The organism is Sphingobium sp. EP60837 (assembly GCF_001658005.1).
Lineage (GTDB): Bacteria > Pseudomonadota > Alphaproteobacteria > Sphingomonadales > Sphingomonadaceae > Sphingobium > Sphingobium tyrosinilyticum.
The window spans coordinates 2527411-2551141 of record NZ_CP015986.1 but is presented as its reverse complement, the minus strand read 5'-3'; the positions used below and the strand labels follow the sequence as shown (position 1 = coordinate 2551141).

At 62.0% G+C, this 23731-nt stretch carries 28 protein-coding genes; 18 read left to right on the top strand and 10 right to left on the bottom strand.

From position 1 onward, the window contains the following. Positions 1 to 116: 116 nt before the first annotated feature. Complete coding sequence (gene ygfZ, locus EP837_RS12410) at positions 117 to 854, top strand: CAF17-like 4Fe-4S cluster assembly/insertion protein YgfZ (protein ID WP_066528031.1); 738 nt, start codon at positions 117 to 119, stop codon at positions 852 to 854. A 95-nt stretch (positions 855 to 949) separates the two neighbouring features. Beyond that, positions 950 to 1708 carry a glutaminyl-peptide cyclotransferase gene (locus EP837_RS12405; protein ID WP_066529388.1) on the top strand — a complete coding sequence of 253 codons (759 nt, stop codon included), beginning with the start codon at positions 950 to 952 and terminating at the stop codon, positions 1706 to 1708. A 5-nt stretch (positions 1709 to 1713) separates the two neighbouring features. Here EP837_RS12405 and EP837_RS12400 read toward each other — a convergent pair whose 3' ends face one another. Next, entirely contained in the window at positions 1714 to 2019 is a 306-nt protein-coding gene (locus tag EP837_RS12400) for a plasmid stabilization protein (RefSeq protein WP_066528028.1), read from the bottom strand. 123 nt (positions 2020 to 2142) lie between these two features. On the opposite strand from EP837_RS12400, the gene EP837_RS12395 reads away from it, so the two are divergent. From EP837_RS12395 to EP837_RS12375, 5 genes are all read left to right on the top strand, one after another. Then, positions 2143 to 2475: a hypothetical protein gene (locus tag EP837_RS12395; RefSeq protein WP_066528027.1), complete on the top strand. Its 333-nt coding sequence runs from the start codon at positions 2143 to 2145 to the stop codon at positions 2473 to 2475. Then, positions 2472 to 2717, top strand: coding sequence for a hypothetical protein (locus EP837_RS12390; protein WP_066528026.1), 246 nt, complete (start codon positions 2472 to 2474; stop codon positions 2715 to 2717). Before EP837_RS12395 ends, EP837_RS12390 begins: the two co-directional genes overlap by 4 nt. Positions 2718 to 2819: 102 nt before the next feature. After that, complete coding sequence (locus EP837_RS12385) at positions 2820 to 3749, top strand: DUF808 domain-containing protein (RefSeq protein ID WP_066528022.1); 930 nt, start codon at positions 2820 to 2822, stop codon at positions 3747 to 3749. Positions 3750 to 3811: 62 nt separating this feature from the next. Next, complete coding sequence (locus EP837_RS12380) at positions 3812 to 5188, top strand: MATE family efflux transporter (protein ID WP_066528021.1); 1377 nt, start codon at positions 3812 to 3814, stop codon at positions 5186 to 5188. A gap of 85 nt (positions 5189 to 5273) precedes the next feature. Continuing rightward, the gene (locus EP837_RS12375) at positions 5274 to 5594 is read left to right on the top strand and encodes a hypothetical protein (protein ID WP_066528019.1); all 321 of its coding nucleotides are present in this window, start codon (positions 5274 to 5276) and stop codon (positions 5592 to 5594) included. Positions 5595 to 5630: 36 nt separating this feature from the next. On the opposite strand, the gene EP837_RS12370 is transcribed toward EP837_RS12375, so the two are convergent. The 4 genes from EP837_RS12370 to EP837_RS12355 all read right to left on the bottom strand — a co-directional run bounded on the left by EP837_RS12370 (position 5631) and on the right by EP837_RS12355 (position 8586). After that, positions 5631 to 6404 (bottom strand): ABC transporter permease, encoded by a 774-nt coding sequence (locus tag EP837_RS12370; RefSeq protein ID WP_066528018.1) that lies wholly within the window; start codon positions 6402 to 6404, stop codon positions 5631 to 5633. Further along, positions 6401 to 7333, bottom strand: a complete 933-nt coding sequence (locus tag EP837_RS12365; RefSeq protein ID WP_066528007.1) for an ABC transporter ATP-binding protein — start codon at positions 7331 to 7333, stop codon at positions 6401 to 6403. Before EP837_RS12365 ends, EP837_RS12370 begins: the two co-directional genes overlap by 4 nt. Positions 7334 to 7396: 63 nt before the next feature. Further along, complete coding sequence (locus EP837_RS12360) at positions 7397 to 8026, bottom strand: class I SAM-dependent methyltransferase (RefSeq protein ID WP_066528006.1); 630 nt, start codon at positions 8024 to 8026, stop codon at positions 7397 to 7399. A 98-nt stretch (positions 8027 to 8124) separates the two neighbouring features. Next, a complete protein-coding gene (locus tag EP837_RS12355) occupies positions 8125 to 8586 on the bottom strand; it encodes a cupin domain-containing protein (protein WP_066528004.1) in 462 nt (153 codons plus the stop codon). A 120-nt stretch (positions 8587 to 8706) separates the two neighbouring features. Between EP837_RS12355 and EP837_RS12350 the strand changes: the two genes are divergently transcribed. Continuing rightward, a complete protein-coding gene (locus EP837_RS12350) occupies positions 8707 to 9009 on the top strand; it encodes a glycine zipper 2TM domain-containing protein (RefSeq protein WP_066527998.1) in 303 nt (100 codons plus the stop codon). A gap of 63 nt (positions 9010 to 9072) precedes the next feature. Here EP837_RS12350 and EP837_RS12345 read toward each other — a convergent pair whose 3' ends face one another. Both EP837_RS12345 and EP837_RS12340 read right to left on the bottom strand, forming a co-directional pair. Then, positions 9073 to 9357 (bottom strand): hypothetical protein, encoded by a 285-nt coding sequence (locus EP837_RS12345; RefSeq protein WP_380807001.1) that lies wholly within the window; start codon positions 9355 to 9357, stop codon positions 9073 to 9075. Between the two features lie 136 nt (positions 9358 to 9493). Continuing rightward, positions 9494 to 9901 carry an EVE domain-containing protein gene (locus EP837_RS12340; RefSeq protein ID WP_066527988.1) on the bottom strand — a complete coding sequence of 136 codons (408 nt, stop codon included), beginning with the start codon at positions 9899 to 9901 and terminating at the stop codon, positions 9494 to 9496. Between the two features lie 38 nt (positions 9902 to 9939). On the opposite strand from EP837_RS12340, the gene EP837_RS12335 reads away from it, so the two are divergent. Then, positions 9940 to 10923, top strand: coding sequence for an isopenicillin N synthase family dioxygenase (locus tag EP837_RS12335; protein WP_197486281.1), 984 nt, complete (start codon positions 9940 to 9942; stop codon positions 10921 to 10923). Between the two features lie 10 nt (positions 10924 to 10933). Here the strand turns inward: EP837_RS12335 and EP837_RS12330 are convergent, their stop codons facing one another. Continuing rightward, on the bottom strand, positions 10934 to 11317 hold the full coding sequence (locus tag EP837_RS12330; RefSeq protein ID WP_066527982.1) for a dihydroneopterin aldolase: 384 nt from the start codon (positions 11315 to 11317) through the stop codon (positions 10934 to 10936). A gap of 111 nt (positions 11318 to 11428) precedes the next feature. Between EP837_RS12330 and EP837_RS12325 the strand changes: the two genes are divergently transcribed. The 4 genes from EP837_RS12325 to EP837_RS12310 are packed head-to-tail and all read left to right on the top strand — an operon-like array spanning position 11429 to position 14357. Further along, on the top strand, positions 11429 to 11947 hold the full coding sequence (locus tag EP837_RS12325) for a GNAT family N-acetyltransferase (RefSeq protein WP_066527977.1): 519 nt from the start codon (positions 11429 to 11431) through the stop codon (positions 11945 to 11947). A gap of 43 nt (positions 11948 to 11990) precedes the next feature. Beyond that, entirely contained in the window at positions 11991 to 12557 is a 567-nt protein-coding gene (locus EP837_RS12320) for a DUF1285 domain-containing protein (RefSeq protein ID WP_066527974.1), read from the top strand. Further along, positions 12554 to 13165 carry a CoA pyrophosphatase gene (locus EP837_RS12315; protein WP_066527972.1) on the top strand — a complete coding sequence of 204 codons (612 nt, stop codon included), beginning with the start codon at positions 12554 to 12556 and terminating at the stop codon, positions 13163 to 13165. The genes EP837_RS12320 and EP837_RS12315 overlap by 4 nt, the downstream gene beginning before the upstream one ends. Continuing rightward, a complete protein-coding gene (locus tag EP837_RS12310; protein ID WP_066527970.1) occupies positions 13146 to 14357 on the top strand; it encodes a CCA tRNA nucleotidyltransferase in 1212 nt (403 codons plus the stop codon). The genes EP837_RS12315 and EP837_RS12310 overlap by 20 nt, the downstream gene beginning before the upstream one ends. On the opposite strand, the gene EP837_RS12305 is transcribed toward EP837_RS12310, so the two are convergent. Continuing rightward, complete coding sequence (locus tag EP837_RS12305) at positions 14321 to 15976, bottom strand: putative bifunctional diguanylate cyclase/phosphodiesterase (protein ID WP_225870604.1); 1656 nt, start codon at positions 15974 to 15976, stop codon at positions 14321 to 14323. The two genes, EP837_RS12310 and EP837_RS12305, sit on opposite strands and share 37 nt — an antisense overlap. A 180-nt stretch (positions 15977 to 16156) precedes the next feature. Then, positions 16157 to 18445 carry a DNA topoisomerase IV subunit A gene (gene parC, locus EP837_RS12300; protein WP_066527963.1) on the bottom strand — a complete coding sequence of 763 codons (2289 nt, stop codon included), beginning with the start codon at positions 18443 to 18445 and terminating at the stop codon, positions 16157 to 16159. Between the two features lie 127 nt (positions 18446 to 18572). Here parC and otsB point away from each other — a divergent pair, with 127 nt between their 5' ends. From otsB to purC, 5 genes are all read left to right on the top strand, one after another. Continuing rightward, the gene (otsB, locus tag EP837_RS12295; protein WP_066527961.1) at positions 18573 to 19337 is read left to right on the top strand and encodes a trehalose-phosphatase; all 765 of its coding nucleotides are present in this window, start codon (positions 18573 to 18575) and stop codon (positions 19335 to 19337) included. A 27-nt stretch (positions 19338 to 19364) separates the two neighbouring features. Then, positions 19365 to 21215, top strand: a complete 1851-nt coding sequence (locus tag EP837_RS12290) for a glycoside hydrolase family 15 protein (RefSeq protein ID WP_225870554.1) — start codon at positions 19365 to 19367, stop codon at positions 21213 to 21215. Further along, positions 21212 to 22621, top strand: a complete 1410-nt coding sequence (locus EP837_RS12285) for an alpha,alpha-trehalose-phosphate synthase (UDP-forming) (protein ID WP_066527960.1) — start codon at positions 21212 to 21214, stop codon at positions 22619 to 22621. The genes EP837_RS12290 and EP837_RS12285 overlap by 4 nt, the downstream gene beginning before the upstream one ends. 37 nt (positions 22622 to 22658) lie before the next feature. Then, the gene (locus tag EP837_RS21350; protein ID WP_197486279.1) at positions 22659 to 22799 is read left to right on the top strand and encodes a hypothetical protein; all 141 of its coding nucleotides are present in this window, start codon (positions 22659 to 22661) and stop codon (positions 22797 to 22799) included. Positions 22800 to 22936: 137 nt separating this feature from the next. Further along, positions 22937 to 23719, top strand: coding sequence for a phosphoribosylaminoimidazolesuccinocarboxamide synthase (gene purC / locus EP837_RS12280; protein ID WP_066527959.1), 783 nt, complete (start codon positions 22937 to 22939; stop codon positions 23717 to 23719). Positions 23720 to 23731: the final 12 nt, after the last annotated feature.

Sequence of the window (23731 nt, the reverse complement as noted above, 5' to 3'; positions counted from 1 at the left end):
CGAGCGAAGCCTGTCCTGAGCATCGCCGAAGGGTCGAGAAGCCGTGCGCAACATATCTCGACTTCGCTCGACACGAACGGGGTAGAAAAATCAAGGGCTGCGCCTAAGTTGCACGGATGACCCCCACCACACTCAGCGACCGAGCGCTCATCAGAATTTCAGGCGAAGAAGCAAGGCCGTTCCTCCAGGGCCTACTGACCCGCGATGTACTGACGCTGAAGGCAGACGAGCCCCGCTGGACAGGGCTGCTGACGCCGCAGGGCAAGGCGCTGTTCGACTTCATCCTATGGGCTGATGGCGACGATGTGCTGATAGACTGCGAAGCGGCGCAGGCCGATGCGCTCGCGAAGCGCCTCACCTTGTATCGCTTACGCCGCAAAGTAGTGGTCGGACGTGAAGACAGCCTCGCCGTTCATTGGTCACTCGATGCTGCGGACAAGCCGCTCGACCCGCGCTTGCCCGCGCTTGGGCATCGCTGGCTCGCCCCGGCCACAACCGGCGACGCGTCCCCCGCCTTCCGCGCGCATCGCCTGTCCCTCGCGGTGTTCGAGGGCGCGGCCGAGTTGGGTCAGGATCAGACGCTCTGGCTGGAAACCAATGCCGGGGAACTGCGCGGCGTCGATTTCGACAAAGGCTGCTATGTCGGCCAGGAAAACACCGCACGCATGCATTACCGCAGCAAGGTTAATCGCCGCCTCGTCGCAGTGCCGCTGGCCGAGGCCGATGAGAAGCGCCAGCGCCTTGCCTTGACCGACATGGGCCTATCGATCGAATTGCGCCGTGTGGAGGATATTGATCCTGCCATTCTGCCGGCATGGCTTGCCGCCGCCATCGCAGGGCAAGCCGCCGAATGATGTCCACCAACCGTTCGTTTCGAGCGAAGTCTAGAAACGGATACCCCCCGCCGGTCTTTTTCAACCTCTCTCGAAACCAACGGAGGTGGGCGGCTCTGCTTTTCCCTCTGCTCTGTCTGCTCACACTCCTGTCCGCACCCGCGCTAGCAGACACGCCTTGGAAGCTGGTCAAAACCTACCCCCACGATCCCGCGGCATTCACAGAGGGGCTCTTCTTCCACGATGGCGCCCTCTACGAAAGCACGGGCCTTGAGGGCCGCTCCGCAATCCGCAAGGTCTCGTTGAAAGACGGCAAGGTCATCGAGCGGCGCATCATCCCCCAGCCCTATTTCGGCGAAGGGATCGTCAACTGGAAAGACCGGCTGATCAGCGTCACCTGGCGTCATCGTCAGGGCTTCGTGTGGAAGCTTGCCGACTTTTCACCCGTCTCTCGCTTCCGCTATGAAGGCGAAGGATGGGGCCTGACGCAGGACGGCCGCAATCTCATCATGAGCGACGGCACCGCCCAGCTCCGTTTTCTAGACCCGGAAACACTCGCGGAAACGCGCCGCATAACGGTCAGCTTCAACGGACGCCTCGTCGATCGGCTAAACGAGCTGGAATATGTAAAAGGCGAGATTTGGGCCAATATCTGGTATGACAACCACATCGCGCGCATCGACCCGGCGACAGGCAAAGTCATCGATTGGATCGACATTGCGCCGCTCGCGAAGGCCAGCGGCGCGACCGATGACGAGGCTGTTCCAAACGGCATAGCGTATGACGCACAAGCGGACCGGCTCTTCATCACCGGCAAATATTGGCCCAAATTGTTCGAAATCAGGCTGCAGCCTATGGCGAAGAGTTCCCGCTAGGAAGACTAACCAGCGGCCCTCTTCCGCCGCGTCTCCCAACCCTTTTTGGCCGCAGCCGAACGATCGGCCGCAGACCGGCGGGCCGAAGCTGCGCCGCCTTTCCGTCCACCTTTGCGCGAAGACACATGGGTGTCGGCTTTACCCCGGCCGGACCCGGACTTGTTCCCGCCGCCGGATTCCTTGTTCACCGTAGCCCAGGCTCGCCGTTCTGCTTCATCGCGCGAAACGCCACGGTCCTCATAGCTCTCCTCGATATGCTCGGCCTTGCGCTTCTGCTTGTCGGTATAGCTGCTCTTGTCGCCGCGAGGCATGGTTGGTCTCCTTTCAGCACGCTTCACGCCTTTTCAACGAGCATCCGCCCGTACCGTTCAAGCCGCTTCGCTTGCGTCACGAAATAGGCGGAACGGAAGCTGATCGGCACGCGTTCCCCGGCCATGGAACAGCGCACCCTTATCGAACGGCTGGCCCGTCATCTTGCCGCCGGCGAACCCGATCAGTGGGAGGAACGGGTGGCCGACGCCGCCAGCATCCTCGCCATCATGAAAGACCCTGACGCAGCGATGCGCGAAGCGGGCGATGAGAGCCAGTGGCGGGCCATGATCAACGCGGCGCTGCGGGAACGCTGGGCCGTCGCGACGCATCCGGGTGGGGATGAGGCCGAACCCGGCACAGACGAAGAAGGCGAATTTTCGCTCCATCCTCACGGAGTGAGCGGCAACCGGGCCGACTGGATACATGTTCACGACTCGCAGGAGAAATCGTCATGAAGGGGTTGTTGAAGCTCGCTTTTCTGGGCGGCTTGAGTGCAGTTGCGTGGCGCGCCTGGCAAGAGCGGCAAGCTAGGCATGACCTGGACCATCGCGCGCCGGTCGGCTCATATGGCATCGTGCGCGATGCAGGACCGGAAGAGCAGCATATAGCCGCCGAAGATTGGGACATGGTCGATGAGCAGATGGACGAATCCTTCCCCGCCAGCGACCCGCCCGGCAACTATCGCGGCATCGCCTGATCCATCCTGATCCGCGCTGTTATTGCTCCCGCTTGGCCGCGCCCCTATGAGACCAAGCCGTAGAGGGCTGCGCATCGGCCCTGCAACAGGGGAAATATATCAATGCCTTCGGGTCTGATCGCGTTGCTCGACGATGTCGCGGGCATCGTAAAGCTCACTGCAACCTCTCTCGATGACGTCGCGGCGGCGGCGGGCAGGGCAGGAACGAAGGCGGCAGGCGTGGTCATCGATGATACGGCGGTGACGCCGCGCTATGTCATGGGCCTTACCCCCGACCGGGAACTGCCCATCATCTGGAAGATCGCGCGCGGATCGCTGCGTAACAAGCTCTTCTTCCTCCTTCCCGCCGCGCTGCTGTTGAGCGCCTTTGCGCCCTGGCTGCTGCCGCCGCTGCTGATGCTGGGCGGCGCCTTCCTATGCTTCGAAGCGGTCGAAAAGCTGCTTGAAGCAGTGCAAGGCGGCCATGACGTCGCCGAGGAAGCGATGACCACGCACAGTTCGAAGGAATTGGAAGACCAGAAGGTTTCGGGCGCGATCCGCACCGATTTCATTCTGTCCGGCGAAATCATGGCTATTGCACTCGGCACCGTCGCTACCGAACCTCTGTGGGAACAGGCACTGATCCTGGTGGTCGTCGCCGTCCTCATCACCGCAGGCGTCTATGGCGTTGTCGGCTTTATCGTGAAGATGGACGATATCGGCCTTCACCTCGCGGACCGCTCCGCTGCCGCCACCCGCGCAGTGGGCCGGGGCCTGGTGAAGGCAATGCCGGTATTGATGCAGATCCTATCCGTCGTCGGTACTGCGGCCATGCTATGGGTCGGCGGCGGGCTCATCGTCCATGGCCTGCATGAATTCCACTGGGACCTCATCCCAGGCGCAATTCATCATGTCGCCGAGGGCGCTGCTCACGCGTTGCCCGCCTTGAGCGCGGCTATCGATTGGGTCGTGAATGCAATTGGGGGCGCAATAGTTGGCCTGGTGATCGGCGGCATAATCGTCGCAGCGCTGCACCTGTTCAAGAAGCACTGAAGGATTATTCGAGCAACTCTTCGGACGTTCGTGTCGAGCGAACGGCGTGGGTCAGGTTTGACATGAATTGGCACCCCTCCCCCTGGCGCATAGAGGCAGGAGCGCTGCTGGCGCTGGCCCTCCCCATGATCGCGGGCAATATCGCCTGGGCGGGGATTGCTGCGACGGACTTGTTGCTGATCGGCCGGCTCGGCGCGCAAGGGGTTGCCGCAGGCGCTCTCGCCATCAATCTGTTCCACGCCCTGCTCATCTTCGGCATGGGACTTGTAACGGCCGCAGCCCCGCTCATCGCCAATGAACGCGGCCGCCGCCGCCATTCGGTCCGCGACGTACGCCGCACCGTACAGCAGACGCTGCGCGCCGCCTTCCTCTTCGTCCTGCCCGCCTGGCTCCTGCTTTCCCAGAGCGAAGCGATACTGCTCGGCATGGGACAGCAGCCTGACCTGGCGCATCAAGCCGGGCGGATGATGCATGGCCTGCAATGGGCGCTGCTGCCATTTCTGGGCTTCACCACCTTGCGCAACTTCATCTCGGCGCTCGAGCGGCCTGTCTGGGCGGTGGTCATCATGCTGCTGGCGATGCCCTTCAACCTGCTTGCGGGCTGGCTGTTGATCTTCGGCCACGCCGGCCTGCCTGCGCTCGGCCTGTTCGGCGCGGGGCTGGCGAGCAGTTTGTCCTCGCTCTTCCTGTTCCTGGGATTGCTCGCCGTAATCCTGATAGACCGGCGCTTCCGGCGCTACCGGCTGTTCGGTCGCTTTTGGACCCGCGATCGGGAACGGCATCGCGCCGTGTGGGCGCTCGGCCTGCCGATCGCGATCACGGTCGGCTTCGAAACCACGGTTTTCAACGCGTCGGCCTTGCTCATGGGCCTCATCGGCCGCGACTCGCTCGCCGCGCACGCCGTCGCCATTCAGATCGCCGCGCTTCTCTTCATGGTGCCGATGGGCATCGGCCAAGCCGCAACCGTGCGCGTGGGCCTGGCCTACGGACGCGGCGACAGGGCGGGCGTAGGCCGGGCGGGCTGGCTCGCCCTCATTCTGGGCTTCGGCTTCGCCTTTGCAGCGGCGATCCTGCTGATCACGGTTCCACGCCTGCTGATCGGCGCGTTCCTCGACCTGACCGATACCGCAAATGCGGGCACCGCAGCGCTCACGGTCAGCTTCCTGGCCGTTGCCGCCCTGTTCCAACTGGTCGATGCGACGCAGGCGGTGGGCGCGGGGGTCCTGCGCGGCCTGCACGATACGAAGGTGCCGATGATCTTCGCTCTCATTGGCTATTGGATTATCGGCGTCGGTGTCGGCACCCTCCTCGCCTTCCCCTTGGGCATGAAGGGCCTGGGCATCTGGTTTGGCCTGGCAAGCGGGCTGGGAGCGGTGGCGGTGTTGCTGCTTGTCCGCTGGATGATGCGTGACCGCCTGGGACTTGTCGGCTCATCCTGAAAAAGGCCCGGATGCACTATGCGGCCATGGTGCGATGCACAAAGCAATTGAACCCCAGCGCCAAATTGCTAAAGGACGGGACATTATGACTGCCCCGACGACCATTTTCGAAGCGATCGCGCTTCAGAAATGCCTCAAGGCGACCTACAATAAGATGGTCGTCAAGCTGGCGCCGCACATCCTCTATACCCGTCACGACGAGATGTTTATCGACGCCGTGACCGTGGAGCGCGAAGGCGGCCCGCCCCGCGAACTGAAGCTCGGCACGTTCAAGCTGGCTGGCCTCAATGACGTCAGCGTGCTGGATGAGACGTTCGAGGCGATGTACGGCCTCTACAATGAAAATGACGACAAATATAAGGGCGTCACCCTCTTTGCCGTCGCTCCCGAAAGCGCCGCGGCCTGAACAGCCCAGCGGGCGGTCGGCAACTGACCGCCCCTTTCATTTCTTCAGTCGGTAGCCGGTCCGGAACATCCATCCGATGATGGCCAGGCAAACCAGCAGCATCGCGCTGACGAACAGCAGGCTGAACTCTATCCCCACATCTCCGCGCCCGAAAAAGGTCCATCGGAAACCCGACACCAGATAGACGATCGGGTTGAACAGCGTCACCGTCCGCCACGGTTCGGCCAGCATGTGCACGGAATAGAACGCCCCGCCAAGGAAGGTCATGGGCATGATCAGCAGCAGTGGGATCACCTGCAGCTGCTCGAAACTCTGCGCCCATATGCCCAGGATAAAGCCGAACAGGCAGAAACTGACCGCTATCAGCAACATGAACCCCGCCATGGCGAACGGATGCGCGACATGAATATCCACGAACAAATGCGCGGTCACGAAAATGATGATGCCGACGATCAGCGACTTGGTCGCCGCCGCGCCGACATAGGCGATCACCGTCTCCGTCGCTGAAACCGGGGCTGACAGCAGTTCGTAGATGGTCCCTGCAAATTTGGGCATGTAGATGCCGAAACTCGCGTTGAAGATGCTTTCCGTGAACATCGACATCATGATGAGCCCCGGCACGATGAACGCCGCATAGGGAACCCCGTCGATCTGCGTCATCCGCGATCCGATCGCACCGCCGAACACCACGAAATAGAGCGATGTCGTGATCACCGGCACCAGCAGCCCCGTCAGCAGCGTGCGGCTGAACCGGTGCAGCTCGAACTTGTAGATCGACCAGATCGCCCGATGGTTGAAACCGCCGCTCATGCCGCCTTCTCCTGATGGACCAGGCTCACGAAAATATCCTCCAGGCTGCTCTGCTGCGTGTTGAGGTCCTTATAACCGATGCCAAGGTCACCGAGCTTGCGCAGAAGCGACGACACGCCGGTACGCTCCGCTCGCGTATCGAAAACATATTCGATTTCGCACCCATCGGCATTCAACGCCACATCCCAGTCGCCAAGCTCGACCGGAAGACGCTCCAGCCGCTCGCCCAGCGTCACGGTGAGCGTCTTCTTGCCCAGCTTCTTCATCAGGGCAGTTTTTTCCTCGACCAGGATCAGCTCGCCATTGTTGATCACGCCCACCCGGTCAGCCATCTCCTCGGCTTCCTCGATATAATGGGTGGTCAGGATGATGGTCACGCCGGTCTGCCGCAATTCGCCGATCAGCTTCCACATGTCGCGGCGCAGCTCGACATCGACGCCAGCGGTCGGCTCGTCCAGGAACAGCACGCGCGGCTCATGGCTGAGCGCCTTGGCGATCATGACGCGCCGCTTCATGCCGCCGGACAGTTCCAGCATCTTGCTGTTGCGCTTGTCCCATAGCGAAAGGTCACGCAGCACCTTTTCGATATGCGCGTCATTGCGCGGCTTGCCGAACAGGCCACGGGAAAAGCGCACCGTGTCTATCACCCGCTCGAACGCGTCGGTGTGCAGTTCCTGCGGCACCAGCCCGATCGCGGAGCGCGACCCGCGATAGTCACGCACGATATCGTGCCCGGCGACGGTTACCTTGCCGCCGGTCGGCCGCACATTCCCGCAAATGATGGAGATCATGGTCGTCTTGCCAGCGCCGTTCGGCCCCAGCAGCGCGAAAATCTCGCCTTCCTCAATCTCCAGATCGACGCCTTTCAGCGCCTGAAAGCCCGATGCATAACTTTTGGTCAGGCCCGATACGGTAATGATGGACGCCATGCGCGCGAAAGCCCCTCTTATCTGAACGCCAAGATAGGGTTGCGCCGCCGTGGCGCAACCGGGCTATTCACCAAGGCGGTGAAAGCGGAAGACAGTGGCTGGCGGGAAATTGCGCACCGTCTGCCCGACGCGCGCGACTTCCAGGTCCAACGCGTGCAGCACATCTCGACTGACCGGCGGCCGCGTCGAATAGGTGAACTGGATGAAGCTACCCCCCGGCCGCAACATGCGAAAGGCTTCGGACAGGATATCCGCATGCACATGGCGATCCATCGCCAGCAGCGGCAGGCCGCTCACCACCGCTTGATATTGGCCTGGCTCGCCAGCGGCGACGGTCGAGACGATCTGCGCCGGGGTTTCCAGCACCGACACATGGGGGAAATGCCTTCGCAGCCCACGTGCAAAGGCAGGATTGATCTCGACCACTTCCAGCTTTTCGGCTGGCAGTCCGGTCTGCAGGATCGCGCGAGTGAACACGCCCGTGCCACCGCCCAATTCCATGACGCGGCCGTCAAGCGGATCTATATGCCCCACCATCAGGCGCGCGAGGTAGCGGCTGCTCGGCACGACCGAAGCGGTCTGGCGCGGCTTCTTCACCCAGGCAGCCAGGAAATCCAGATATTCCGTCGCGCGCGTGCGGAATTCGCCATGGGGCAAAGCCATCGCCCGGCTGCGCTTGGGCTTGTCATGCATGAGCGAAAGGCGACCAGAAACACGTCATTGCGACTCCCCTTAGCGAGCCCGGCGCGCGACGTCGATTGGCTTTAACATGTCCATAGATGGCAAATTTTTCACTTTCCCGACGGGTTGGGCGATTCGTCGGGCGTCCATCCGGGGGGCGCCAAGGTGAAGCCGGAAAATTCGAAAGCGGGAACGACCGTGCAGCTGACCAGCACCCATCCGCCCAAGGGCTCCGCCGCTTGCCAATGTCCCGCCGGGACGATCCCCTGCGGGCATTGCCCCGCCATAAGGTCGAAGCCCAGCGTCACCCGTCCGACCGCGCAGTCATCACCGGCAACGGACAATAGGAGCGGCGCGCCGCCATGCCAGAACCAATGTTCATCGGCATCGACCTTGTGCCAGTGCGATCGCTGGTGCGCCTCCAGCAGGAAATAGATCGCCGTACCTGCAGCACGCTCACCCGCATGAGCCTCTGCGCGCCAAGTCTCGCGATACCAGCCGCCCTCAGGATGCGGCGCGAGATCGAGCGCCTTGATCAATGCTCCTGCACTGTCCTCGCCCCGGTCACTCATTGCCTAACTTCATTTTTAATCCTCATTTTTCAATCGATTAGCCCGTTGCCGTAGGTTCATGCAACCTCGTCCACTATTAACGGGTTCAACAGCCAAATCATTGTTTCGGAGGAGAATTTTATGCGTAAAGCCATTATCGCTCTGTCGGCCCTTTCGATGGCCATTCCGGTTTCCATGGCGATCCCTACCGATGGGGTAAGCGCTCGCGAGCATTATCGCTATCGCGAATGGCGCGGCCGTGACGGGAGAACCTATTGCCGCAAGTCGGATGGGACCACCGGCCTCATCATCGGTGGCGTGGGCGGCGCGCTTGTAGGCCGCGCAATCGACACCCGCGGCGACCGTGCGACCGGCACGATCCTGGGTGCTGCAGGCGGCGCGCTTCTGGGCAAGTCGATCGATAGCAAGCGCCGCTGCCGCTAATCTTTCGTCATAAAAAAGGGCGGCTGGGAGCCGCCCTTTTCATTGTCCAGAAGAACTAAACTCTTACTTCGCCGAAGCGCCGCGCGCGTCTTCCACCTTGAAGGTGACCTGTTGACCACCGGAGATCCCCGAGACCTTGCCATTCTTTACGGCCAGGTTGAACGCCACGGCGTCGGGATAGCGGCGGCCGGAGATCAGCTTGCCGGTCTTCGTGTCCTTGACCTCGTAAACATAGGTATAACCTTCATGGGTGAAGCGCTGCTTGGCTTCTTCCGCATGGGCGGGCGCAACGGCGGCGATAGCAGCGCCGAAGGCGCCGGTGAGTACAATCTTAGACAGCATTCGCATGGGTGTGCTCCTTGTGAATGCCGATCAAACACCTCTGGGTCTTCTTGTTCTGTTGATCGCAGCTTTGCAGGGGTGCATCAGCCCGACAATCGCAAAAAGCGGCTGGCCAGTTGCGCTCCGCGCAATCAATGGCTTGTCATACTTTGGACATCGCGATGATGTGCTTGAACTGCGCCTCCGTCAGCGGAGAGACCGACAGGCGCGACTGACGCAGCATCACCATGTCCGCCAGCGCCGGATCAGCCTTCATCGCCTTCAGCGTGACGGGCTTGGCCAGCTTTTCCTTCGGCGCGACATGCACCGCGATCCACTTGCCGGTTTCATCGGTACTGTCGGGCGCCGCTTCCTCGACGATCTCCATGACCCCCACGGCCTCAATACCGATATTGCTGTGGTAGAAGAGGGACAAGTCGCCCTTCCGCATCGCCTTCATATTCAGCTGCGCGGCATGGTTGCGCACGCCATCCCACTCCGCCTTCCCCTTCTCGACCAGATCGTCATAAGAAAAGACGTCGGGTTCCGATTTCATCAGCCAATAGTTCATGCGCGCCTCCTTGCATCAGCCGCGTGGGCCGATCAAGGATGCGCGGAACGCCATTTCCCCGAAGGAATGCTGCAAACGTGCCGGAAGCTTCATTGGAACAGGTCCCCCTGCTATCGCTGACCAGCATGGCGAAGGAGGATTTCGCATCGGCGATCGGCGAGTCTTTCCGACAATTCGGCTTCGCCATGGTCAAGGATCATGGCATGGACGCCGCCCTGGTCGATGAAGGCTGGGTGCTCGCCCGCACTTTCTTCGCTCTGCCTGACGACCAGAAGCGGCGCTATGACGCCGCGGCTAATGGTGGGCAGCGCGGCTATACGGCCTTTGGCCGGGAAATCGCGAAGGGCGCGAGCGAAAATGATCTCAAGGAATTTTGGCATGTTGGCCGCGACCTGCCTGCCGATGATCCTTTGACCGCAACCATGCCAGCCAATATCTGGCCCAGAGAAATACAACAATTTCAATCTGTTTTCAGACGACTTTACGCAGAGTTCGATCGGTTCGGCGCCCGCATCCTGTCAGCCATCGCTCTCTATCTTGGACTAGAGGAAAACTGGTTCGATGATGCCGTAGAGAATGGCAACTCGATCCTCCGGCTGCTCCACTATCCACCCGTATCTCCGAACGCGCCCGGAATTCGTGCGGGCGCGCATGAGGATATCAACCTCATCACCCTGCTGCTCGGCGCGGAAGAAGGCGGTCTTGAACTGAAGGATCGGCAGGGCAACTGGCTCCCGGTCGTGCCGCCACCCGGCGCGCTTGTCATCAATGTCGGCGACATGCTCCAGCGGCTCACCAACCACCGCCTGCACTCGACCAGCCACCGGGTCGTCAATCCCCCGCCTGAACGTCGCGGGGTGGCGCGCTATTCCATGCCCTTCTTCCTGCACTTGCGCCCGGATTTCCTCATCGAACCGCTGCCGCAATGCGTGGACGCCGCGCATCCGCGCCGCGACCCGCCGATCACTGCACATGATTATCTGACGGAGCGGCTTCGGGAGATCGGCCTGATCAAGGCGTGAGGCCGCAGCCTTAGCGCCGCCAGCGCCCCAGCGTTATCCCGATCTCCTCGCCCTTCTCGCTCAGCGCCAATTTGATGATCTTCACCTCGACATGCAGCACCTTGTCGTCCTGCAGGAAGATCGTCTCGATGATATGGTCGGCCACCGCTTCGATCAGGGTGAAATGCTGGCCCTCGGGCAGCGCTGCCGTCGCGGCATGCTTCAGGTCCATGTAATTTTTCGACCGCGACAGCGGCGTGTCGAGCGCATAATGATCCGCAACCTTCAACCGCGCGCGAATGGAAATGCGCAGCGGTTGCGGCAAGTGCGTTTCTTCCGAATAGATGCCGGTCAGGACATCGACGTCCAGATGATTGACCTCCAGCGTCAGAAAATCGTCAAATCCGCTTTTCATGGCTTTCCTGCTGCTGGCGATCGCCAGAATAGACTTTTATTTTGCGAAGCAGGCGCTAAGCCCGCCGCTCCCGGCGCGGTCCATGCGCCATTGACGGCGGATCGGCAAGACGTGTCTCATATCGTGCCCCTCAACATCGTGGCGGAAGAGGCGATCGAACGGCTGCTCGACGCCGCTTTCGGCCCTGACCGCCACGGCCGAACCGCTTATCTGATACGGGACGGCATGCCATGGCTGCCCGAACTATCCTTTGGCATAGTCGATGAACATGGCGAGCTTGTCGGCTCGCTGCAGAGCTGGCCCGTCGCTATCACCCATTTGGACGGGTCGCAGACGCCCCTCATCATGGTTGGTCCCGTCGCAGTGTCCCCCGCCATGCAGGGCACCGGCCATGGCCGCGCGCTGATGGACACTGTCGTCACCACGGCCCGCGCTCTTGGCAGCGAGCCGCTGATGATGATCGGCGATCCCGAATATTATGGCCGCTTTTGGGGCTTTTCGGCGGAAGCCACCGCAGGCTGGACCTGTCCTGGCCCGTTCGAGGCTCGCCGCCTCCTGGCATTGTCAGTCGATGGCCGCGCCATTGGCGGCGAAGGGATACTCAGCCCCCGAATCACTGCGCCCGCCTAAATTCCCTTTTGCCATCGGCCGCTGGCGACCCTATCTCGACGCCATGCCTATGGATCCGCCGCCTGATCTTTCCAGCCTATCTCTGACCGACGTCGCTCGCCTGGTGGCGGAAAAGCGGCTGCCACCGGTCGAGCAGTGGAACCCCGATCATTGCGGCGACAGCGAGATGCGCATCGCCCGCGACGGCACTTGGTATCATCAAGGCTCGCCGATCGGCCGCGAAGCCATGGTGCGCCTCTTCTCTACGATCTTGCGGCGTGAGAATGACGGTTCATATGTGCTTGTAACACCGGTAGAAAAGCTTTCGATCGAAGTGGAGGACGCCCCCTTCATCGCCGTCGAACTGAAAAGCGAGGGCAAGGGGCGTGACCGCGCGCTCGCATTCCGTCTCAACAGCGGCGACCTAGTATCGGCGGACCCGGATCATCCGCTTTCGATCCGCGAAACGCCCGATGGTCCGCATCCCTATCTGCATGTTCGGGGCGGGCTTGATGCGCTCGTCAACCGTAGCGTCTATTATGAGCTGATGAACCTCGCCCTTGATGAAGGCAGCGACCCGATCGGCCTGTGGAGCAACGGCGCGTTTTTCGCGCTGGATGGATCGGCATGACACTGGCGGACAGGCTGCGCATCGCGTTGACGGAAGGTCATGGCCGCGAAGTCGGCCTGATGCTGTCGGACACACGCGATCCACGCATAGATGGGGAGATCGTTCTCGCTCCCGCAGCGGTGCTCGTCGCAATCACCGACCGGCCGGAACCAGGGCTCATCCTCACCGAACGCGCAGCTTCCTTACGGAAGCATGCAGGACAGATCGCCTTCCCGGGCGGCCGCGTCGATGACAGCGACGCTGACGAGATCGCCGGGGCGTTGCGGGAAGCGCAGGAGGAAATCGGCCTGCCCCCGCACCTGGTCGATATCATCGGCACGTCCGACCGCTACCACACCTTCACTGGCTTCGACGTGGTGCCGGTGCTCGGCGTCATTCCGCCCGACCTGCCGCTTACCGCCCAGGCAGACGAGGTCGCGGACTGGTTCGAAGTACCGCTTTCCTATGCGCTGGACCCGGCCAATCGCGTCAAGCATGCCGTTGAATTTCAGGGTCTTGAACGGCACTATTATGAGATAATGTGGAACGGCCGCCGGATTTGGGGCATCACCGCCGCGATCCTCGCCAACCTTTCCCGGAGACTCAGCTATGACCGCCTTATTGCCTGATGCCGACTGGCGTCACCGGCCGGGGCTGGACGGCCTGCTCGCCGCGCTGGAGGCGGAAAAAGGTTGTGCCCGCTATGTTGGCGGCGCGGTGCGCGACGGACTGCTTGGCCTGCCCGTCAGTGATCTCGACATCGCTACAGTGCTGGAGCCTCAGGCTGTTGTCGACCGCTTGAAGGCCGGCGGTATCAAGGCAGTTCCGACTGGCATCGACCACGGAACCATTACCGCCGTCATTGCCGGATGGCCTGTAGAAATCACCACCCTGCGCCGCGATGTCAGCACGGACGGCCGCCGCGCCACGATTGCCTATACCGCGGATTGGCGCGAGGATGCCGCCCGTCGCGACTTCACGATCAACGCCCTCTATGCCGACCCGATAAGCCATGAGGTGACGGATTTTTTCGGGGGCGTAGCGGACCTGGAAGCAGGCCACGTGCGCTTCATCGGCAGCGCCGCCGCGCGCATCGCCGAAGATCATCTGCGTATCTTGCGCTATTTCCGTTTTCTCGCGCGCTTCGGCCGGGACTTGCCAGATGACGAAGCCCTCGCCGCTTGCCGTGCCGCCGCCAACAGCCTGATGGCCCTGTCGCGCGAGCGCATTGCCGACGAATTGCTCAAGCTGCTCGCCCTGCCCTCGCCGATCATGTCCCTTCGCCTGATGATCGACGGCGGGATACTTGTCCCCGTGGTGCCCGAGATCGATGCAGAGGGCCTCTCCCGTGTCGAGCAATTGATCGCCCGCGAAGCCGCCGCCGGGGTGCAATCTGCGCCCCTCCGCCGCCTTGCCGCCTTGCTGCCGCCAGACCCTCGCACCGCCGATCTCGTCGGTGCGCGGCTCAAATTGTCGAACAAGGCCCGCAAACGCCTGGTCCTGGCGCTCGACACCAGCGGTGCCACCAGTTCGCCTCAGGCGTTGGCTTTCGACATAGGTGTGGAAAGCGCAATCGACCGCATCCTGCTCGACCCGGCTGCTCCACTGGAACATATCCAACCACTGCAGGGCTGGGCCCCTCCGCAGCTTCCGATAGGCGGGGGCGCGCTGATCGCTCGCGGGTTGCCCCCGGGACCGGATGTGGCCAAAGCCTTAGGCGAAGTGCAGCGTCTGTGGGTGGAGGAAGGCTTTCCCGATGCGGATCGGGTTAGCCAGATCGCAGATCAGACCGTTTCGAAATTCCAACGCGCCCGCCAATAGTCGAACGCGTCATTTTCCGGCATCGGCCGCGCGAAATAGAAGCCCTGGCCATTGCCGCAGCCCATGGATTGCAGCGCGTGGGCCAACTCCTGCGTCTCTACCCCTTCGGCCGTAACGTGCAGGTTCAGCGAGTCCGCCAGCGACAGGATCGTGCGCACGATCGCCTGCTTGTCCTTGTCCTCCAGCATGCCCGATACGAAGCTGCGGTCGATCTTCAATATATCGATCGGCAGGCTGTGCAGGCTCGCTAGGTTGGAATAGCCGGTGCCGAAATCGTCCATCGCGATCGGCATCTGCAAATCCTTGAGCGCAACCAGCAGTTTCCGCGCCTTGTCCGGATCGACGATGATGGCGCTCTCGGTCAATTCGGCGGTCAGCCGGTTACCCGAAATGCCCGAATAGCGCAGCGCTTCCTCAAACATCGAAGCCACATCATCCCGTGCCATCTGAATGGGCGACAGGTTGACGTTGACGCCCACGGGAACAGGCTGGGCGAATTTCCCATCCCAGCGGCTGAGCGCCTGCGCCGCCTCATAAGCAGCCCAGCGGCCGAGCGGCGTGATGAGCCCACTTTCCTCGGCCACGGCGATGAACTCCACCGGCGATACATGCCCAAGGTCCGGATCATTCCAGCGGGCTAGCGCTTCAAAACCAGTAATCTCGCCGGTCTGCAGATGAATCAGCGGCTGATAAGCGAGCGTCAATTCGCCTTGGGACAGCGCCGTTCGCAGCCGGCTTTCGATGGAAAAGCGCCGCTGCGCCTCCTTAAGGACGCCGTTGCGATAGATTTCAACCTTGCCACTGCGCTTGGCGATCTTCACCGCGGCCTGCGCCTTGCGCACGACATCGTCGGGATCGTCCCCAAGGCTCGTTGATAGGGCGCAGCCGACCGCACAATCCACGCGGATTTGCAGATCGCTCAACCGAATGGGCGAACTCAGCGAATCCCTGACCCTCTGAACAATATGAAGACAGTCAGATAGTCCATTGTTCAGTCTAGCAAAAATCGCAAAATCATTTCCGCCGATGCGTGCCAGCACATCGCCCTGACGCAAATTCGACTTCAAACGCTTGGCGACGGTGATGAGCAGTTCGTCGCCCGCCAAAGGACCGAGCGATTCGTTGACGCGGCTGAACCGGCTGAGATCGATGGCAATAATCCCAAACTGCGCATTTTCCGGCCAAGGCGCATTCTGCAGCCGGTCATCAATCTCTTCGCCAAAACCCGTCCGATTGGGCAAGGCAGTCAACCCGTCAGACAACAATTCACGCCGCAGATTCTTTTCAGTTACCCGGTCGCTGGTTCGATCGAGCGCCGTGAAAAGGATCAGGTTCGCTCCATCGTCCATGGATGGCAGCAACCCCGCTGTGCAGCAGAAATATTCAGGCCCCAGCGGTCCGTCGCGGCGCAACTCAAAAAGGGAAGAGTTGTTTCCCGACAGCGCCATGTCGATGATCCGCTTGCGCCAATCATCATAATAGGGCGGCTCATCCTCCGGATCGAAGGCCGCAAGGAAGGTTTTATAGAAAGGCTGGTTCACAGCAACGAGAGACAAGTTGCTGTCTTTATAGCATAACATTGCCGCAGCTTGAGGCATGGCCTCCAGCCAATGTTCCATCTCCGCCAGGCAGCGCAGATGCGTGCGTGTGAACCTCGCGAGGAGGTCTTCTTTCGGCTTTTGACCTGGCCGAATACGCACGGGAGCGGACTTCATACCCCCGCACTAGGCACCAGTGGTAAATTTTCAGGAAACGACGTCCCTGTTTTCAACCGGATATGCGGATTGTTACGCGATCGTTCAAAAACGATTGTCTCGCGGGAAGCCGACCGGCGGCATCCGCCCGGCTGCCCCACGAGCCACGCGCCAAGGCGACATGTCCGCCTCGGTTCGCGTTCGTCCGCGGTCGCCGCCCATCGCCCAGCTTAGACCATCGCTCATGCGGAACGCCACGGCATCCGACAGTCCGCCATCACGATAGCGTTGCATCTGGATGCCCTGGCCGCGCGCCATGCGCGGCATCTCGACAAGCGGGAAGACCAGCAACTTGCGGTTTTCGCCCACCACGGCGACGCTGTCTGCCTCCGTCGCAATCTTGTGCACCACCGTCAGGCGAGCGCCCGGCCGCACATTCACCACCTGCTTGCCCTTGCGCGTTTCGGCGATCACATCGGCCACCGCCGCGACGAAGCCCCGCCCGTCCGACGCCGCCAGCAGCAGTTCGCCGCCAGTCTTGGCCGGGAACAAGGTTACGATATCGCCTTGGTCATCCATATCGACCAGCGACCGAACCGGATCGCCAAAACCCCGTCCGCCCGGTAGCCTGTCCGCGCCGAGCGTGAAGATGCGGCCACTCGACGTGGCAAGCAGCAGCTTGTCCGTCGTCTGCGCATGGAAAGCGATCTTCGGCCCATCGCCTTCCTTGAACTTCAGCGTGTCGGCCGCTGCCAGGTCGCGGTGTCCGCTCATCGCGCGGATCCAGCCGCGTTCCGACAGAATCACCGTGATGGGTTCACGCTCAATCATCGCCTCCAGCGGAATTTCGCGCGCGGGCGCAGCCTCCTCGACCAGCGTGCGCCGCCTGCCGATCTCGCTTTCAGGCGAATAGCGCTTGCGCAGCTCGGCCAGGTCTTTCTTCAGGCGCGTGCGCTGCCGCGTTGGACTTTCGACCAGCTTGGTCAGTTCGTCGCGCTCTTTCAGCAGCTCGCCATGCTCGCGCCGCAACTCCATCTCCTCCAGCTTGCGCAAGGATCGCAGCCGCATGTTCAGGATGGCTTCGGCCTGCCGGTCGTTGAGCTGAAACTCCTCCATCATCAGCGCCTTGGGCTCATCCTCCGTGCGGATGATCTCGATCACCCGGTCGAGGTTGAGATAGGCGATGATATAGCCGTCCAGCAGCTCCATTCGCGCCGCGATCTTGTCCAGCCGGTGCCGTGCGCGCCGCACCAGCACATCGATCTGATGCTTCAGCCACTCGACCAGCACCGGTTTCAGCCCCAGCACGCGCGGCGTCCGCGCAGCGTCCAGCACGTTGAGGTTCAGCGGAAAGCGGTTTTCCAGGTCCGTCAGCCGGAAAAGACTGTCCATCAACACATCAGGATCGACCGTCCTCGCGCGCGGCTCGATAACGATGCGGATCTCCGCGTCGCTCTCGTCCCGCACATCGGCTAGGATCGGCAACTTCTTGTCATTGATGAGCACCGCGATCTGTTCGATCAGCTTCGACTTCTGGACCTGGAACGGGATTTGCGTGACCACCGCGACCCAGGTGCCCCGCCCGCCATCTTCCTTGTGCCAGCGTGCGCGGGTGCGAAAAGATCCGCGCCCCGTCGCATAAGCCTCTGAAATGATGGAAGCGCTGTCCACCAGCACGCCGCCCGTGGGAAAGTCCGGTCCGCGCACGATCTGCATCAGCTCGGCATGCTCTGCTTCCGGATTGTCGATCAGCAGACCCGCCGCATCAATCAATTCGGCTACATTATGCGGCGGGATGCTGGTCGCCATGCCGACTGCAATGCCGCTCGCGCCATTGGCCAGCAGATTGGGGAAGAGGCCGGGGAAAACCTCCGGCTCCTCGTCCTCGCCATTATAGGTCGGGCGGAAATCGACGGTGCCCTCGTCCAGCCCCGCCATCAGGTCGGCAGCAGCCTGCGTCAGCCTCGCCTCGGTATAGCGCATGGCCGCAGCGTTATCGCCATCGATATTGCCGAAATTGCCCTGCCCATCGACCAGCGGCGTGCGCAGCGAAAAATCCTGCGCCAGGCGCACCATCGCGTCATATACTGATGTGTCGCCATGCGGGTGATATTTACCGATGACGTCGCCGACGACGCGCGCGCACTTCTTGTAGCTGGTGGTGTTGCGCGCCGGATTGGCGACCAGCACATCAGGTGATGCGCCCCCCGGCTCCATCCGCAGAAGCCGCATCGCCCATAGCAGCCGCCGGTGCACCGGCTTCAACCCATCCCGCAGGTCGGGGAGCGATCGCGCGGTGATGGTGGAAAGGGCATAGACGAGATAGCGCTGAGACAGCGCATCGTCGAACGGGTGATCCTTGATAGCGTCGAACGGGTCGCGAAAATCGGTCATCGCGATCGGAATAGCAGCGCCGCCGAAAAACGGAAACGGAGTTTACGGGGATGGGTGAGGGCGGAAAAAATCGTCCAGGCTATTTTCCAGGGCTTGCACATTCGGCGAACCGCGCCACTTTGCGCGCGTGTCCGAATCCCGCCTCGCTCCCCTGCCCCACCTGCCCCCTCCGCCTGCTTCGCTGCTGACGGGGGCTTCCCTATTCCTCGACTTCGACGGCACCTTGGCGCCGATCGCCGACACGCCGGACGGCGTTGTGGTGGATACAGACTTGCTCACCCTGCTCGGCGAACTGCGCGACGCCTTGGGCGGGCGGCTGGCGATCGTCAGCGGCCGATCGATCGCAACCCTGCGCGACCTGGGTTTCGCGAACTTCCTGTTGGCTGGCACCCACGGCCTGGAATTCGCTCATCCGGGCGAAGGCGTCGAAGCGCCCCCCCGCCGCCCCGCCGTGGACGATGCGGAAGCCGCCTTTCACGCCTTCGCAGACGGCAAGCCCGGCCTGCTCGTCGAACGCAAGTCGATCAGCGTGGGTCTCCATTTCCGCGGCGCTCCCCAATGGGGTGCACAGGCGGGCGAACTGGCGAGCGACCTTGCGGACAAGCTGGGCCTCGCCCTTCAACCGGGCAAGATGCTCTTTGAGTTACGCCCCGGCGGCGCGGACAAGGGCAGCGCGGTGCATGTTTTGATGGCCCGCGCACCCATGGCAGGCGGGCGGCCGGTCTTCATCGGCGACGACGTCACGGATGAGGAAGGCTTCGCCGCCGCCGCCGCATTGGGCGGCGCTGGCATTCTGGTCGGCCCGCCCAGGGCGACGCTGGCCGCATTCTCTTTGGAACAGGTTGCCGCCGTCAGGCATTATCTCCTGGAGGGGGTCGCCAGGCCGGGCTGAACGACGGCCTGCGCCCCCTTCGTTTGAATGAACCAAGGGGGCAGACCGATAGTCAGGCACAGTCAAACAAGCTACGCCGGGAACGAGCGCAATCTCGATCTTTGGCCTATCGGCAACTGCCAGGCATCCGCGCTGATCGACCGCGCCGGCCGGATGATATGGGCCTGCGTGCCCCGCGTGGACGGCGATCCCGTCTTTTCCGCCCTACTGGATGACAAGGCATGGGATGGCCCGGACGCACATGGTTTCTGGGCGATCGAGCTGGAAAACTGCGTCAGCATAGAGCAGCATTATATCCGCAACACGCCGATCCTCGTGACACGGCAGACCGACGATCACGGCAACGCGATCGAGCTTTACGACTTTTGCCCCCGTCACCGGCATTTGGGACGCATGTACCGCCCGGTCGCCTTTTGCCGCATCGTCCGTCCCGTTGCGGGCAGCCCGCGAATCCGTGTCCGGCTCCGCCCGACGACGTCGTGGCATTCGGAAAATGTGCCGATCAGCTATGGCTCGAACCATATCCGCCTCGTCCTGTCCTACATGGCGATGCGCATGTCCACCAATGCGCCTATCGGCCTCATCAGCCAGGAAAGCTGGTTCCGTCTGGAACATGACATGCATTTCTTCCTGGGGCCGGATGAGAGCTTTTCCGACGCCCTGCGGCCCGCCGTCGAACGGATGCTGGACGACACCATTCATGAATGGCAGGTCTGGGTGCGCGGGCTCGCCATTCCTGCGGAGTGGCAAGAAGCCGTCATTCGCTCCGCCATCACGCTTAAGCTCTGTCAGCATGAGGAAACCGGCGCGATCGTCGCCGCACTGACGACCAGCATCCCCGAACATGCAGATTCAGGGCGTAACTGGGATTATCGCTACTGCTGGATACGCGACGCCTATTACACGGTCGAAGCGCTCAACCGCCTTGGTGCGCTGGACGTCTTGGAAAGCTACCTCGTCTATCTGCGCAACATCGTCGATGGGGCCAAGGGCGGCCATATCCAACCGCTCTACGATGTGCGCGGCAACGCGACATTGGAGGAGCGGGAGGCGGAAAATCTGCCCGGCTATCGCGGCATGGGCCCGGTCCGCGTCGGCAACGCCGCTTATTCGCAAATCCAGCATGACGCTTACGGCCAGATCGTCCTGTCCTCGGTTCAGGGCTTCATCGACCAACGCCTGCTCCGCATGGCCGGCATGTCCGATTTCGAAGCGCTGGAGGCTGTCGGCGAACGCGCCTGGGCCGTCTATGACCAGCCAGACGCTGGCCTGTGGGAACTGCGCACGCGCGCCCACGTGCACAGCTATAGCGCGGTGATGTGCTGGGCCGCCTGCGACCGCCTGGCCCACGCCGCCTCCGCGTTGGCCCTGCCCGAGCGGGAAGTGCATTGGCGCGAACGGGCAGAAATCATGAAGGCGCGTATTCTTCAGTCGGCCTGGCGCACCCACAGCAACGCCATCTCGGCCAATTTCGAAGATGACGCCCGCGACGCCTCACTGCTGCAACTACTCGACCTGCGTTTCCTGACCGCCGACAATCCCATGTTCGTCGGCACGCTCAAGGCGCTGGAGCAGGATCTGCGCCGGGGCAACAATATGCTCCGCTATAGCACGCCCGACGATTTCGGCGAGCCGGTCACCGCCTTCAATGTTTGCACCTTCTGGCTGATCGAAGCCCTGCACCGAACTGGCCGCACGGAAGAGGCGCGGCTGCTGTTCGAAGAGATGCTGTCGCGCCGCACTGCCGCCGGGCTGCTGTCCGAGGATATCGATCCAGTGACCGGAGAATTATGGGGGAACTATCCCCAAACCTACTCATTGGTCGGCATCATCAATTGCGCCGTTCTGCTGAGCAAACCCTGGAGCGTGATGCGATGAGCCGCCTGATTGTCATTTCCAACCGGGTAAGCAGGCCCAACAAGTCCGGTAATCAGGGCGGTCTTGCCGTAGCTCTCGCCCAGGCGCTGCGGGAAAGCCGGGGCATCTGGGTCGGCTGGTCGGGTGAGATCACGGAAAATTTCACCGGCCATATCGGTTTTTCGGAAGACGAAGGCGTCAAGACTGCAACGATCGATCTGGAAGAGCAGGACGTCGATGAATATTATAACGGCTACGCCAACAAGACGCTGTGGCCGCTCTTCCACTTCCGGATCGATCTGGCGGAATATGCCCGCGATTTCGAAGGCGGCTATAATCGCGTCAATCAGCGCTTCGCCGACACGGCGAGCCCCCTGATCGAACCAGAGGACATCATATGGGTTCATGATTATCACATGATCCCGCTCGGCCAGATGTTAAGGGACAAGGGCCTTAACAACCGGATGGGCTTTTTCCTGCACATCCCCTGGCCGCCGACGCGCCTGCTCGTGTCGCTGCCGCATCATACCAAGCTGGTGCAGACGCTCTTCGCTTATGATGTTGTGGGTCTCCACACCGAAGAATGGCTGGAATCCTTCCGCCATTATATCGAACGGGAAATGGGCGGAACGGTCAACGGCGACTTCGTCACGCTCAATGGCCGCACGATCCAGGCGATTGCCTGCCCGATCGGCATCAATGCCCAGGAATTCTCCAGGGCCGCCGTCAGCGACGCGGCCAGCTCCATGTTCGAACAGGTCCGCCGTTCGCTGCAGCACCGTGCCCTGATCGTGGGCGTTGATCGGCTGGATTACAGCAAGGGGCTGGAGGAACGCTTCAACGGCTATGCCCGCTTCCTGAAGGACCACCCCGAACATCATCGTAATGTCGTGCTGACCCAGATAGCGCCCCCGTCCCGGGGCGAAGTGGAAAGCTACCAGCATATCCGCGCCACGCTGGACGCGCTCGCGGGCCGCATAAACGGCGAATATAGCGATGTGGACTGGAGCCCCGTGCGCTACGTCAACCAAGGCTATCCCCGCGACAAGCTGGCGGGCATATATCGCGCTGCCCAGATTGGGCTCGTCACCCCGCTGCGCGACGGCATGAACCTCGTTGCCAAGGAATATGTCGCGGCGCAGGACCCGGAGGACCCCGGCGTCCTCATCCTCTCGCGCTTCGCAGGAGCGGCCACCCAGCTCAAGGACGCGCTGCTCATCAACCCCTATAGTCCCGAGGAGGTGTCCGATTCCATCACTCGCGCGCTCGCGATGCCCCTGGAGGAACGGAAGCGCCGCTGGCAGTCGATGATGAAATGCGTTGAGGAGCAGGACATAAGCTGGTGGCGGCAATGCTTCACCGAACGCCTGATGGCGGTCCAGCGCGAGGTTGAAGAGAAAAAGCCCCAGATAGAGGCGGCCGAATAGCGCTTTCCTCCCTGTCCTGGTTGGCTACACTGAACCAATGACGGATGACGGAGACGAATGGACCGAAGGCGGCGGCTTGGCGCATGCGATCCGGGCGCGCTCCGGCGTTATCTTGGGCGTTGTCGGTCTTGCGGCTTGGATCGCGCTGGTCTGGTTCATGTTCGGCGACGTCCTGTAGCGCGCGAATTCAGCACCCTAATTGCACCCCCGCCTGCTTTGGTCTATGGGCCGAGCCCTAGCAGCCCCGGCACCCGCTGATCCTTTTTCGATTCGCGTTTGCCGGGGCACATTCTTTCTTGGAAGACAGGAACGCGCATGGCTCGTCGCCGCCAGATTTACGAAGGCAAGGCAAAGATCCTTTACGAAGGCCCGGAGCCCGGCACGATCATTCAATATTTCAAGGATGACGCCACCGCCTTCAACGCGCAGAAGAAGGGCACGATCTCCGGCAAGGGCGTGCTCAACAACCGCATTTCCGAGCATATCTTCACCCTGCTTGGCCAGATCGGCGTGCCCACCCACTTCATCCGCCGCCTCAACATGCGCGAGCAGTTGGTGCGCCAGGTGGAAATCGTCCCCATCGAAGTCGTCGTGCGCAACGTCGCCGCCGGCTCGCTCAGCAAGAAGCTGGGGATCGAGGAAGGCACGCAGCTGCCCCGCACCCTCATCGAATATTGCTACAAGGACGATGCGCTGGGCGATCCGCTCGTGTCCGAAGAGCATATCGCCTGCTTCGGCTGGGCCACGCAGGAAGAGATGCACGACATCGCCGACATGGCGATCCGCATCAACGACTTCATGTGCGGCCTCTTCGCGGCCATCGGCATCCGCCTGGTGGACTTCAAGCTGGAGTTCGGCCGCCTGTGGGATGGCGACTATAGCCGTGTCATCCTGGCCGACGAGATCAGCCCGGACGGCTGCCGCCTGTGGGACATGAACACCGGCGAAAAGCTCGACAAGGACCGCTTCCGCCGCGATCTGGGCGGCGAAGTCGAAGCCTATCAGGAAGTCGCGCGCCGCCTCGGCCTCATGCCCGAGGGCGCAGATACGACCGTGCTGGACCTCGACACTCACCGCAAGAAGCGCAGCAAGGACTGATCGGCACCTCCC